Below are 13,379 nucleotides of genomic sequence, written 5' to 3' on the forward strand. Positions count from 1 at the left end.
AAGTAAATTGATTTATCGGCGTAAGGAAAGCATTGGAATTCGGTTTAACAATTGGATTGTCTTTGGCATTTGGACAAATCATGCATAAGTTAGGGTTTATTTACTAGTATAAACCTCATTTACTTATGGTACGGTTCTCCGTATTATATCTAAATGACAATGACAATTAAAAATTTATTAAAGTATTCTAATTTTACTGAACTCTTTAATTCTGTAAATTTAAAGTTCTTTTTTTGTCAAACCGCTTACGATCTATACAACCATAACTGTCTACTTAAAAGTTTTTTACTTTTACTATATAAAAAATTCACTTATTTTTGGATACTTTTTCTTGTTCTCTTTAACTCGTCTTACAATATACTGTCTGAACTCTATAGCATCATGAATAGCTTCATCTACTTCTTCGAATGTAGGGATTCTCCCTCTATGTATCGCTCTATTTCTTAATTCATATGTGTTTTTATACCATTGTCCAGTTTCTGTATTATTTTGGGTGACGTCCCAATTTCCACCTAAGTAAGCTGACATTTTCTTTTTAATCATTGCCATAAATGAAGTGTTTTCTAATATTTCTTTTACTTTGTCATCTGTCATGCCATCATTCTTTAACAGTTCTTCGAATAATGTTCTCACTAAAACTTCAACACTTATTTGAGCGTGGTTTATAGCTTCCATATAGAATCCCTGTTTGAAATATCTCTTTGCACTTAGTACGTGCTGTTCACCCATTACAAAAGGATTCTTATTCCATAAAACAACTGTCTGTAATCTTATAAAGTCATCAAACTCATTATTCGTAAGTGGATTCTTTTCAAAAGGAATATGTGTATGTAGCAGGAATAAACTAAGCTCATTTTCCCACGTTTCAAGATTTGTTGATCTAACCAATACTGTCGATTGCAACATTTCCTTAGTTAGATAATGACAGTCTTCGTCTTTACTTGAAACCATATAGCTCAATACTAGTTTATTCAACTCGCTCAGCAATATATCAAAATAAGTATTGTAGTAATCCTCTTTATTTTTTAAAATTTCCTTATAATTTAAATCAATAGCTACCATCATAAGCATCTTCGTTTTATGGATGTTGAAAACAGGCAAGTTTTTTCCAAGTGGATACTTATAAGATTCATTCGTTGTAACCATATCAAATCTAAAGCTCAAATATCCCTGTTCTATACCCATAGTTATTGTCTTACTAATGTACATTGGTATATGAAATGGCAGCACTACTTCGAATTCAATAAAAGTTTTTGGCTCACACAGTTCTAAATTATAGACAGGAAAAAAATCTTTCTCATATACCTCTTTTGTCAATATCATAGACGACATATCTTTCTTATTTAAACAACAATTCTTATATTTTTTACCACTGCCACAAGGGCAACGTTCATTTCTACCTGTTCCCATATTAATCCCCTTCAACCTCCGCTGTGCAAAGATCGTCATTTATCTTTATCATAATCGTTATCAATATTCTAAGTGCATGCAAATAATTCGTATAATGCTCGTTTTCATTATTATAATCAGAAGATGTTCCATGTAAATACTTGTTCCTCAAGTCATACCCATTAATAAATTTGCTTTTATTTAGATAATAATCTATATAATCAACTTCTTGTCTTGTTAATAATGTATTTTCAGCAACTAAGAATCCGTCTCTCAATAGTTTATCAACTTCTTGCTTTAAACTATTAGTAAGCTTATTAGGTACAGTTACACCGTTATTGTAGATATAATAATATATTAAAGTTCGATTCTTATTAATCAATACTATTTCATTATCGTCATTTATTAAGACGTATTTCTTTTTAATAAGCCAATCTAAAGATGTTTTTTGATAATCTTCTATGTCTTCTAAATACAACTTATCAGTACCTAACCTTTCGAAAAGCGTATTATATTGACTATCACCGTATTTAGGAAAATAAGTAATGTTACTCTGGTCAGAAAACATAATATTATTTAAAATAATAGCCTCGGCATTGTCTTGTGCTATATATACATATCTTTCATTTGTCTTGCTTGGACATTCCGAAAACGGTAAGGGTTTGCTCTCCATTTGTATAAGTTCTTCATCAATATAACCATCCTCTAAATAAAATCTATATTTCTTAATTATGCTTTCAATAGTTGGAAATATAGACTTACACTTTTCAAAATTCGGATTATCTGTAGGAGGGAGCTTAATATTAAAGTTTTCAAGATTAAATTCTTCTTTTAAATAAATGTTGAAGAACCATTCAGTTATTATCTCTAAATTTTTCTCTTTACTTTTCAAGAATAAATAATAAACATGCATTTGTGCTAAGGACAAAGATTCTTTTAGTGAAAAAACTGGACCAGTTTTATATTCTTTTTCATGGTTAAAATCAAATCTTTCAAAAATGCTTGCGTATACTTCTTTATATGGAAATTCAGAGAGCATGTCATTATTTACGAACTCGAATATGTAAATAAAGTTGTTCAATACTGTTGGATTATCAAGATTTGATTCTAACCAATTCTTATCAACTTCTGTGCCAACTTTATTTAATGTGAAATGTTGCTTTACAATACCCTCTATATTTTCTTTGAACTCGACTTCTATATTGGTACCATGCCCTCTATCATCTTTAAAAATTTCACTTTCAAGTCTTTCGCTTACTCTTTTAGCTTTCAGTTTAACTTTAGCATTAAGAGCAAACTCATTCATATTCTGCACAATACTAAGAAGCCTGGTGTAATTTAAATTAGGGTTATCAAGATCTAGATAGTAATTGATAATTTTCTCTTTATCTTCAATAGTTAGTGAATTTGGTAAATAGAGGGTTGTTCGTTCGCTTCTATTCTTTAATAAATATTTATTTAAAAGCAAACTCGTACTTCCTTCTGGATGACTAAGCATATATTCTTTTAATTCCACATCAAATTTCCTTACTAGCCCATATTGCTCAAATATTTGTGATGCAAATTCATCAAGACTATCAAGAAATACTTTAAATCTGATTTCTGTGATAGCACTCAATTTTCTTTTTTCTATTATCTCCCAAAAGTAATATTTGTATTTGAATTCAATATCTCCATATTCGGCTAATATGTCTGAATGTTGATTAATGTATTTACCTAACGAAGAGTTAGCTATTCTATTTTTTTCTTTGAGCCATCTCTCTTTATCTTTACCAAGATAAAGTAGGAACGTATTATCCTCTACATACTTGTTTATAGAATATAATTCCAAAGCTTCGTTGATACTCTTTATTGTATGACCTAGTGATAAATTCTCATAAACTTCTCTAGCTTTATTTAGCATATATCCTTTTGCTAAATCTGCCTCTTCGTAATAGACTACACCCTTGTACCTTTCTTTAGTCATGTTTTTCCTCCTTTCTTTAATACTCTTTTTAAAACACTCACGCTGCTCTCTCTTTTAGTTCTCAAAATTGAATAGAAAACGATTCTTTTTACAATTTAATTTGCCTCTGTTAGAAATTTTTCCTTTGTCAAAACCTCATCTATTTATGATATCTTTCTGCAAACTCATTCAATTTGCGGTTTTATTTTTTCAAAATTGATTACTACGATATCTTTTTTTTGTTTTTTAGGGTATCTACGATAAGCATATAGTTTTTGTAAATCTAAATTTCTTCGACCTACTTTACATTTTAAAAAGTCACTAACTAAGTCTGGTAGTCTAGTCATATCCTTAGAATTTAACTCTTTAAGATCATAATTGTGTTTTATTATCTCAGCACCTGTAGTAATGTATATCCCCGCTTTGTCGACTAAACCTACATAACCCCTAGATACTGGAAATAAGGAACTCATATTTTCGATTTGTTCTTCTAAATTTTGCGTTACGCTATTTTCCATTTTATTTTGTATTATTAACGATTTGACAAATTTTCGACTATCATCCTTTATAGTAATTCCCATATCAAAACCATGTTTTTTTTCTAAAGACTTTGGGCCTTTATTTGATAATTCAATGACATCACACCTCCAAAGTCCTTTATATTTTGACTTTTGAATAATCCTGTTAGATTCGTCTTGAATCCTAGTGGCTAGTCTTGAAGTTATTGGATCTTCTTGATTGATATTCTTTAAATCATAATCAGTTAGTGTTTCTTCTTCAGCAAATTTAATACCTTCTGAAATTTCTTGTATTAGTTGACGTGGAAATATCATTATCACATTCTTCTCCTCACCTTTAGTTACTACATTAGAAATAGTATTGAAGGACGTAGGGCCTTCAAGTAACTACATCTTTTTTCGAAATACTTATTCATTCATTGGGATAATGAACTCATATATCTTAGTCTCTTCTCACTAAATTGGTTGAAGTAAGATTCAAGCAAAGAGTATATTCTAAGTTACCTCATTTACTTATGATAAGGCTCACCCTTCATTATCCGGAAACCTCGATAAATCTGCTCCAACAAGATCAACTTCATCAATTGATGCGGAAACGTCATCTCGGAAAACGACAGTTTCTCATCCGCACGCTTCAACACTTCATCATGCAAGCCGAGCGACCCACCAATGACGAAGACGACTTTGCTGCGGCCGTAAGTCATGAGCGATTCCATGTCTTTGGCGAGCTGCTCGGAAGTCTTCATTTTGCCGTCGATCGCCAAGGCGATGACGTAGGCGTCTTGTGGGATTTTGGCGAGTATGCGCTCGCCTTCTTTCTTTTTGACGATTTCCATATCCGCTTCGCTCAATTGCTCCGGCGCTTTTTCATCCGCGACTTCTACCTCTGCGATTTTTGCATAAGCCCCTAAACGTTTTGCATATTCTGCAATGCCCGCTTTTAAGTATTTCTCTTTCAGTTTTCCGACCGTCACAATTGAAATGTTCACAACTTATCCCCCTTTACATGAAATTTACAAACAAGTTGCCCACAGAGTTTATGCACATATCCACAGGCATTTCTACATCTTGTAGAATTTTATTTACTCGCCACAAGATACAATGCCTGCTCTTCGCAGTAATTACACTTTGTGGATAACTTTTTGCTATCTGATAATTCAGTCAGTATAGGATAGCTTTCTGTTTTGGCGACGAATTCGTCAAGCCCTTGTCCCACATGCGTTTGGCAGCAAAATAGCTCCATTTTTACGCCTCCTTTCGATTTCCGAATATTCAACACAGTTATGCACATTTCGTTCCCTTTTATCCACAATCCATTTTAACAGATATAAAACACTACGGATAGCGAAGCTTTTGTTGCCTGTGGATTGTTAATAATCGAAATTTAACAAAAAAGTTATCCACATGGTCTTTTTCCGAACAATTAGGCTTTGCCAGTCCAAAATCTGAGCTGCAAAGTGCATAATATTCAGCTCGTTTTTGCTTCTTCCTCTCAATTTCAATCACGTAAAAAAACAGTTCCGATCGGTGCATAAAACACCTTCTGGAACTGCTGGATCTTACAAAGTGGAATTGTCGGTGAGTTCAAGCTCAAATTCGAGCAATTCACCGTTTCGATATGCCTTTACTTGTAGGATATCCCCAATTTGCTTTTCATTATAGAGATGCTTACGCAATTCGATGATATCACCGATTTCTTCGCCATCCATCTCAACGATGACGTCGTATTGACGCATGCCTGCTTGATCCGCCGCAGAAGACGATACGACCGAACTAACGACGACACCAGATATGATGTCTTCCGGTAAATTCAATGTATCTGCTCGGTAAGCGCTTGGTACTTGCGCCAAATCCATCAAGGTAATGCCCATCGCCGGTCGCACCATTTCACCCGTTGCTTCGAGCTGATTGATGACCGGAAGCGCTGAGTTGATCGGTATTGAAAACCCAATGCCTTCGACTTGTGAAGTAGCAATTTTCATGGAATTGATGCCAATCAATTGCCCTGCTAAATTGACGAGCGCGCCGCCACTGTTGCCAGGATTGATCGCCGCATCCGTCTGCAAAACTTCTGCCTGCCAGTCTTGTGTTCCGTCACCATCCAAATCGACTGGAACGGCCCGGTCGGTACCTGATACGACACCACTCGTCACAGAACCCGAAAACTCAAGTCCGAGCGGGTTGCCGATCGCGATAACCGCTTCGCCACGCTTTAACGCATCCGAATCGCCCAGTTCCACGACGTCCTGCACTTTGTCATTACTCATTTTCAGGACAGCAAGATCGGTCCAAATATCGCTGCCGACTACTTGTGCTTCCACTTTCGCACCATCGGCCAAAGTCACTTCGATGCTGCTAGCACCTTCGACAACGTGATAATTAGTCACGACATAAGCCGTATCGCCTTCGCTTTTATAAATAACACCAGAACCCGTTCCTACTGCCTGCTCCTGGCTTTGCGAGAAGAAATCCCCGCCCGTCTGGAGATTTGATACGCCAACGACCGCGTCCGACGCTTCGTCCACTGCTTTCGTCACATCGGTCGTAATATCGAGCGACGCGCCTTGCTGTTCACGGCTTTGCTGCTGGATCTGGGTGCCGGTATCCGCTGAATCCGTCCCTGGCAACAAACCCGGTGCTTGCGAAAACAATCCCCACATCAACAGCGCCCCGATCATCACGCCGAACACCCCTGCAAAAAAACTACCCGCACGGCTCGGCTTCGGCTGCCGGCCATTCGGCGTCTGATTGTAATAACCCATAGCCTCCATCCTCTCTTATGCTTCTCTTTTTATCATAAGATGTACCCGTCAAAATGCAAGCAATCCTCCCTCTACAAGCCTCTCAGAAAGCTTCTATCCAACTTACTTTGTACACTTTTTAACTTGGTGATTTGGCGCACAAGACAGTTAGATGATGTACTCCAACAACTGTTGGTGCGCTCTCTTTATTTATTCCACACTAGCTGGGAATGTAAGCGGCGAATAAATGGGCGAAGTCACGCTAAGCCCATTTATTTGCGACGCATCTGCATCGCAGATGTGGGAGCAACATAGTTACCCGATGCCCACGGCAGCTGGCACCGCGACGTCCTGTGGGCCCGAAAGCGTCCACTTTCACGGACATCAGCGACTCTAAAAACAAAAAAAACTGCCCTACAAGCCATTTCTCAGGCTTCTAGAACAGTCTCTCCTCTTACCTCTATTCAAACCACAACCAAAGGCGTCGCCTCAGTCGGAGACGTATCAAACAAATCGACATAATCGCCGACGAAGATGCCTTTTGTCTGCAGTGTCTGCTCGACGCTCATGCGTGCGAGGTCTTTCATATTGTTATCTTTACTCAAATGCGACAAATAAATACGCGTCGGCTTTTCTGCCAATACTTCCGACATCGCCACCGCCGCATCTTCATTCGACACGTGCCCCACATCGCTCAGGATGCGTCGTTTGACCGACCACGGGTAACGCCCCATCTGCAACATGCCGATGTCGTGGTTGCTCTCAAACACATAGGCATCGGACGCGCCGATGATGCCTTTCATGCGGTCGCTGACATAGCCTGTATCGGTGATCAGCGCGAGCTTGCGGCCGTTCTCGTGGAACACGTAGAACATTGGGTCCGCCGCATCATGCGACACGCCGAACGATTCGATGTCGAGGCCGCCAAATGATTTCGTCGTCTCCATATCGAAATGAAAACGCTGCTCGATGGGAATCGCGCCGACGAGCCCGTCCATCGCCGTCCACGTTTTGGCATTGGCGTAAATCGGCACTTTGTGGCGGCGGGCGGCGATGCCGAGCCCTTTAATATGATCGCTATGCTCATGGGTAACCAGAATGCCGTCGAGCTTGCCCATATCGCGGCCGATAGAGGCGAACAGCGACTCCAATTTCTTGCCGCTGAGTCCTGCGTCCACTAAAAATGCATGCTCGTCGTTTTCTATATAGATGGCATTGCCAGTCGAACCGCTGGCCAATACACTAAAGCGCATAGTTAAAATCTCCTTACTCTGCTGTTTCCTCGTTCTGTTTGTTCAATTCAATGACCCCATCCTTGATGGCATTAACGTAAAGGTCGGTTTCCTTGCCTTCGGAATCTTTGACCCGGATGCGCCAGGTTGGAACGAACATTTGCCGGTTCTCCGACACTTGTACATGTGTTGAATAGCCCAGTTCAGCTTCGGTGATGCGGCTGTTCGTTTTCAACAGACCCTTTTGGTAAAGCGTATGAATCGATTCCAATGGCGAAATCAATTTCTTCTGTTCTTCATTTTCGATGATGTTGTCGAATAAAGTTTGCTCAAAGCCGATCACTTCATCGTCTTCGTTCCAAAAGACGGTCAATTGGCCGCCTTTGCTGTGGAACAGTGGAACGCCTGAAATCTTCTGGAAAAACACTGCATGGTTTTGATCTTCATCGATTTGCCATAGCGAGTATTCTGAGCTTTCCGGTACTTCTTCTTCGATGAATGTCACAAGCGCATCTTCTTTGTCGCCATCAAGCTCAATCGGCTCATCGTAAGTGATTTGCAGCATTCGGCCATCGAGCACATTGACGACACCGTCAATATCCACTGCCGTTTCGGTAAACGCCTTCGACTCGCCGCGCACATAAGGCTTGTCCTCAGACGAATCTGGCAAGGCCGAATACGTGATATTGTCGCCTCTCAATTTTTCATCGATGGTCGATTCCGGAAGCGGCTGAATCTGTTCTGCTTCCGTGTAGCGGTCGATATAAAGTGAGTACAAAAAGACATTGAGAATCGAAAAGACAATAATGAAAATCGTTTTTGTTTTACTCCAATCCAAGCCTCACGCCTCCTACTGATTCGTCAGATAGCCGTGTCCATTTGCCATTTGCTTTATAATACCAAGCCGGTTGAAACGTGATCAATTCAATCAATTGCTCGTCTTCGCTGCGTGTCAGCTCGTAGCCGATCATCACGGCCTCAATCGTCTCAAGGTCGATATCGAGGCGCGACACAGCCTCGAGAACCGCTTCGCCAGACGCCATTTCGATGGTGCGGGTTTCTACGACCGAATCGAGCAAATAGGTTGGGCGGCTATAGCGGAATGCCTGCTCGATGCCATCATCAATGCCCCATTCCACATCAAGGCTGACAGCGGTCGTATTGCTAAAGACCGGCGCGCCCTCGAAGAACAATTGATAACTGATTTGTTGATTGACCGATTTCATGCCGAAATACACATATTGGTCGGTCCATCCACCATGTTCGTTCACAAAGTTAATCGAATTATACACGAGGTCGGATGGAATGGCGGGATCAGACGTTTCGGCTTTTGGCTGTACGTAATTGATGCTTTTTTGGCCATTCAACTCACGCATGATGGCCCCCGAATCATCCGTAAATTCTTCGCTCTGCAAATCTCCCGCAAACTCCGCCGTCGGGTTGTCCATAATGGCATCGGCGAATGTAGCAGGCGATGTCTCGTCCAGCAAATAATCAAAGCTGGTCTTCTCTAGCGGATTTTCTGGCACATACACCGGCAGTCGGCCAATTCGTGAATCCGTTACGTAACGGTCATATTCTTTTGACTGTTGCACATAATCCCCGCGGAACTCGATCAACTCAGCCTCCGATACTTGTGCTTCATAAATCCGGCCGGAACCGGTATTGATAAAGTACATCGTGGACTCAGGATTTTCCTCGGTGCCCCATTCCACAACAACGCGGTTGAATGTCGATTCCGGCAAATTATTATCGGTAATGTCCATAATGACATCGAATACAGGAAACGGTACAGCACCCGGATAATACAGTACGGTGCGCCCCGGTTCTTGCAAATATTGCTTAAGGGCATCCGTTCCCGCTTCTTCTTCAAACAATTGGACATCGGAAATCTCCCATCGCTGGATGGTTTCCAGCATCGCTTCAATGTCGGCCTGGGAGGATGTACCGGTTACTTCTTCTTCGTGGTGATACAACACTTTCACAGGGCGCACCACTTCATCGGCCGTTCGATTGTCGCCAATCGCTACATCCACTTGTGTCGGCGTTTCAATCTCCTGAAGCGATGGGGTGAAGGTCCAAATGGTGAATGTCAGTGCGAGGCTGAGCATAATCAGGACGAATAAGGCAACAGATTTTACATGCTCCAAATACTTCAATCCCATTCACCTCCATCATCAATTTCATATGGCAAGGTGAAATAAATCGAAGTTCCTTTGCCGTAACGGCTTTCCGCCCAGATTTTCCCACCATGTGCATTGATCATTTCTTTTGAAATCGCCAGGCCAAGGCCTGTCCCGCCCATTGCACGCGAACGCGCACGGTCCACGCGGTAGAAGCGGTCGAAAATACGCTCGACGTTTTCTTTCGGAATGCCCATTCCTTCATCGCTAATCGACACGAGCAATTCCCCTTCTTTCTCGCGGACTGAAAAGCGGACCTTGCCGCCTTCCGGAGAATATTTCAAGGCATTGGAAATAATATTATCGATGACTTGCGTCAATTTATCGGTATCGATTTCCACAAAATACTGTGATTTCGGCACTTTACGCTCAAACGACACATTTTGCGATTTCGACATCTCAAAACGGTCGATGATGCGGTTAAAGAACACGCCGAATTCGACCATTTCGCGGCTCAAGTCCGCTTCGCTCGAATCCATCTTCGACAGTTTCAGCAAATCGTTGACGAGACGGATCATCCGCTCGGTTTCGGTTTGCGTGACGTTGAGGAAATTCGGTGCGAGGTCCGGATCTTGCCAAGCGCCGTCAGCGAGCGCCTCCAAATAACTGCGCATCGTCGTAAGCGGTGTCCGCAATTCATGCGAGACGTTCGCCACAAACTCGCGCCGCTCGATGTCGATTTTCTCTTGTTCTGTATTATCGTGCAACACAGCGATCAAACCGTTTACAAAACCGGTCTCTTTTTGAATGACCGAGAACGTCGTACGCAGGAGCGTCGCCTGATCATGCGAGCTGATATCGAGCGTGATCGCATCGCGCATATCGATCAAATCTTCGAATGTGTAGGCTTCATCCAAGCCAAGCACTGTCGTCACTGGACGGTTGATGACCGTTTCACGTGAAACATTCAATAACTGCAAGGCGGGCTCATTGATCAGGATAATGCGCCCTCTGCGGTCGGTCGACAGCACGCCATCTGTCATATTGGCAAGCACTGAGGCGAGTTTGCGCCGTTCGCTTTCTGTCGACTGCTGTGATTCCTGCAGCCGGTTCGTCAAATGGTTGAACGCACGGGCCAACTGGCCAATTTCATCTTCACTGTAAACACGCACTTTGCGCGAAAAATTACCTTTCGCCATCGCTTGTGCTTGCCTGCGCATATCGGCAATTGGCCGTGAAATCGTCTGTGCAACCAATATGCCGAGCACCGCCGTAATAACGAGAGCAATGGCGGTACCGCCTGCCAAAATCGAGTTAATGGTGTCCATTTGGTCATAGACATTCTCAACTTCCGCTTTGACGTACAGCGTGCCGAGCATTTCGCCCCCGACCGCTGTAATCGGCAAGGTTCTTACCCACACCCGCTCTTCCATGCTCTCGTCTATATAGGTTTGCTCTAGAAGCGTCTCCCCAACGATAGAACGGCGAATCTGGTCGTCTGTCGAACGTTGGCCGACGAGCGATTGATTCTCGCCTAAAGACGTGCCCAAAATCCGGTAGCGGTTATCAACCACGCGGATTTCATTGATGTCGCCTGAGTCAAAATTCGTCAAGACCGACCGGAGGCTCTGCTCAATGGTCAGGTCCTCCTCCGTCCGGTTGCGAATCATCTCTTCGCGTACGCTGAATTCGATGATTTCCATCCGGTCCCTAACAGAATCATCAAAGTTTTTCCGTAGCGTTTCTTCGAGCTGCTCGGAAAAATAAAGGCCGATGATCTGCATCGCTAAAAGAATCAGCAAAATATAGATCAAGACAAATTTCACATGAATCGACTTAAAAAAACTGGTTTTTAGCATTCAGCCTACTCCTGTTCAGGATTCCGCAGATAGTAGCCGACGCCGCGACGCGTCACGATCCACGCTGGGTGACTCGGATTGTCTTCAATTTTTTCACGCAAGCGGCGAATGGTAACGTCCACTGTCCGCACGTCGCCGAAATAATCATAACCCCATACCGTTTGCAGCAAATGCTCGCGCGTCATCACTTGGCCAATATGCTTCGCCAAATAATGCAACAGCTCAAACTCCCGGTGCGTCAATTCGATTGTCTCTTCACGTTTCAACACCAAATACGCATCCGGCTGGATCGTCAGCGATCCGACTTGAATATCGTTCGAGCCGACGCCTTCCTCTTCTGCCGGCACAACGTTCTGGCGGCGCAAGTTCGCTTTGACGCGCGCAATCAATTCACGCGTCGAGAACGGCTTCGTAACGTAATCATCCGCTCCGAGCTCCAGTCCGAGCACTTTGTCGATCTCGGAGTCTTTCGCCGTCAGCATGATGATTGGAAAATCAAATTTCTTGCGCACTTCGCGGCACACTTCCATGCCGTCGCGGTTTGGCAGCATGATATCAAGCAGCATCAAGTCCGGCTGAATTTCTTCTGCCACTTTGATGGCCTCATCGCCGTCGTAAGCTACTACCACATTAAAGCCTTCTTTTTTCAAATTAAATTGCAAAATATCCGCAATTGGCTTCTCATCATCCACAACTAATATTGTTTTGTTCATCTATCTTCTCCCCCTCTGCATCCCAATTATTTCACATGTACCTAGCCGTTTTGACATTCTTTGCTACCCTTTACTTTATCATTATTCCACGTATTTCGCACCTTTGGGTGGTCACAGCGGGGCTCAGCGGTGTACGGGTTCTAGAGGCGTGAAAGCCTGGCGATAAGAGTGAGGGATTTCGTGCAGACATATTTTTGTATGCTAACTAAGCATCATATTGGTCTTCGCAGCACTGCTTTGGGTTGGCCTCTCGCCGTAAGCCAGGAAGAGCAGCTGTCTTACGGCATCGGCTCACCCTTTTACGCTGGGCGGCTTGAAGATTTCGTTGATTGAGGTGTGTTCAAGCAGATTTGCTTCTTTACCTAGTTGCCGGCTTGCGGGGGAATCGCTTCTTGGGATGAGTTTGAAGTAGATAGTGAGAGTTTACGTATTCAACTATTTCAGCATTCTGTTTGTGCTTCAGCTTAGTAGTCGCCGCCCTGCTTTGGGTTGGCCTCTTGCCATAAGCCAGGAAGAGCAGCTGTCTTACGGCATCGGCTCACCCTTTTACGCTGGGCGGCTTGAAGATTTCATTGAGTCGAATGTGTTTAGGCAGTTCAGCTTCTGTAGTCAGTTGCCGGCTAGTTGGGGAATCGCTCCCTGAGATGCGGTGTCTGACAAATAGCTGTTTGAACTGAAATCACGCTCTCTTTGATCCAAACGATATGAGCTACCAGACATGTAGCATCTCCTCATTTTTTATCGAGTGGACAGAAGAAGTTGTCTTCCCCTCTAAAACTAGAGACGGAGTGGAAGGGGGCTGACGCCTGTGGGACCGCGCGGGCTGGCGAGACAAACGTGACGCGCCCTTTGCGGCACG

General features: G+C 42.7%; 11 protein-coding genes. All 11 read right to left on the reverse strand.

The window, feature by feature from the left end; genetic code table 11:
* Positions 1-294: 294 nt before the first annotated feature.
* Positions 295-1,410: an SEC-C domain-containing protein gene (locus AY633_RS08040; protein ID WP_068487796.1), complete on the reverse strand. Its 1,116-nt coding sequence runs from the start codon at positions 1,408-1,410 to the stop codon at positions 295-297.
* Position 1,411: 1 nt separating this feature from the next.
* Positions 1,412-3,355 (reverse strand): hypothetical protein, encoded by a 1,944-nt coding sequence (locus AY633_RS08045; RefSeq protein WP_068487797.1) that lies wholly within the window; start codon positions 3,353-3,355, stop codon positions 1,412-1,414.
* 164 nt (positions 3,356-3,519) lie between these two features.
* Positions 3,520-4,167 carry a hypothetical protein gene (locus tag AY633_RS08050; RefSeq protein ID WP_068487798.1) on the reverse strand — a complete coding sequence of 216 codons (648 nt, stop codon included), beginning with the start codon at positions 4,165-4,167 and terminating at the stop codon, positions 3,520-3,522.
* A 194-nt stretch (positions 4,168-4,361) separates the two neighbouring features.
* Positions 4,362-4,841 carry a 23S rRNA (pseudouridine(1915)-N(3))-methyltransferase RlmH gene (gene rlmH / locus AY633_RS08055; protein WP_068487799.1) on the reverse strand — a complete coding sequence of 160 codons (480 nt, stop codon included), beginning with the start codon at positions 4,839-4,841 and terminating at the stop codon, positions 4,362-4,364.
* Between the two features lie 89 nt (positions 4,842-4,930).
* Entirely contained in the window at positions 4,931-5,143 is a 213-nt protein-coding gene (locus tag AY633_RS16340) for a CxxH/CxxC protein (RefSeq protein WP_313903500.1), read from the reverse strand.
* A 268-nt stretch (positions 5,144-5,411) separates the two neighbouring features.
* Positions 5,412-6,614 carry a S1C family serine protease gene (locus tag AY633_RS08065; protein WP_068487801.1) on the reverse strand — a complete coding sequence of 401 codons (1,203 nt, stop codon included), beginning with the start codon at positions 6,612-6,614 and terminating at the stop codon, positions 5,412-5,414.
* Positions 6,615-7,057: 443 nt separating this feature from the next.
* Positions 7,058-7,846 carry an MBL fold metallo-hydrolase gene (locus AY633_RS08070; protein ID WP_068487802.1) on the reverse strand — a complete coding sequence of 263 codons (789 nt, stop codon included), beginning with the start codon at positions 7,844-7,846 and terminating at the stop codon, positions 7,058-7,060.
* Between the two features lie 13 nt (positions 7,847-7,859).
* On the reverse strand, positions 7,860-8,663 hold the full coding sequence (locus AY633_RS08075; RefSeq protein WP_068487803.1) for a two-component system regulatory protein YycI: 804 nt from the start codon (positions 8,661-8,663) through the stop codon (positions 7,860-7,862).
* Entirely contained in the window at positions 8,650-9,990 is a 1,341-nt protein-coding gene (locus AY633_RS08080; protein WP_082799204.1) for a YycH family regulatory protein, read from the reverse strand. Before AY633_RS08080 ends, AY633_RS08075 begins: the two co-directional genes overlap by 14 nt.
* Positions 9,981-11,807, reverse strand: coding sequence for a cell wall metabolism sensor histidine kinase WalK (gene walK / locus AY633_RS08085; RefSeq protein WP_068487804.1), 1,827 nt, complete (start codon positions 11,805-11,807; stop codon positions 9,981-9,983). Before walK ends, AY633_RS08080 begins: the two co-directional genes overlap by 10 nt.
* A 5-nt stretch (positions 11,808-11,812) precedes the next feature.
* On the reverse strand, positions 11,813-12,520 hold the full coding sequence (yycF, locus tag AY633_RS08090; protein ID WP_058382289.1) for a response regulator YycF: 708 nt from the start codon (positions 12,518-12,520) through the stop codon (positions 11,813-11,815).
* Positions 12,521-13,379 lie beyond the last annotated feature (859 nt).

Origin of the sequence: Planococcus maritimus (genome assembly GCF_001592825.1) — a bacterium.
Lineage (GTDB): Bacteria > Bacillota > Bacilli > Bacillales_A > Planococcaceae > Planococcus > Planococcus maritimus_C.

Bases quoted from the DNA above. Each gene is read 5' to 3' on its own strand.
- AY633_RS08045 (WP_068487797.1), bottom strand. From the start codon at position 3,355: ATGACTAAAGAAAGGTACAAGGGTGTAGTCTATTACGAAGAGGCAGAT.
- AY633_RS08040 (WP_068487796.1), bottom strand. From the start codon at position 1,410: ATGGGAACAGGTAGAAATGAACGTTGCCCTTGTGGCAGTGGTAAAAAA.
- AY633_RS08065 (WP_068487801.1), bottom strand. From the start codon at position 6,614: ATGGGTTATTACAATCAGACGCCGAATGGCCGGCAGCCGAAGCCGAGC.
- walK (WP_068487804.1), bottom strand. From the start codon at position 11,807: ATGCTAAAAACCAGTTTTTTTAAGTCGATTCATGTGAAATTTGTCTTG.
- AY633_RS08050 (WP_068487798.1), bottom strand. From the start codon at position 4,167: ATGATATTTCCACGTCAACTAATACAAGAAATTTCAGAAGGTATTAAA.
- AY633_RS16340 (WP_313903500.1), bottom strand. From the start codon at position 5,143: ATGTGCATAACTGTGTTGAATATTCGGAAATCGAAAGGAGGCGTAAAA.
- AY633_RS08080 (WP_082799204.1), bottom strand. From the start codon at position 9,990: ATGGGATTGAAGTATTTGGAGCATGTAAAATCTGTTGCCTTATTCGTC.
- AY633_RS08070 (WP_068487802.1), bottom strand. From the start codon at position 7,846: ATGCGCTTTAGTGTATTGGCCAGCGGTTCGACTGGCAATGCCATCTAT.
- yycF (WP_058382289.1), bottom strand. From the start codon at position 12,520: ATGAACAAAACAATATTAGTTGTGGATGATGAGAAGCCAATTGCGGAT.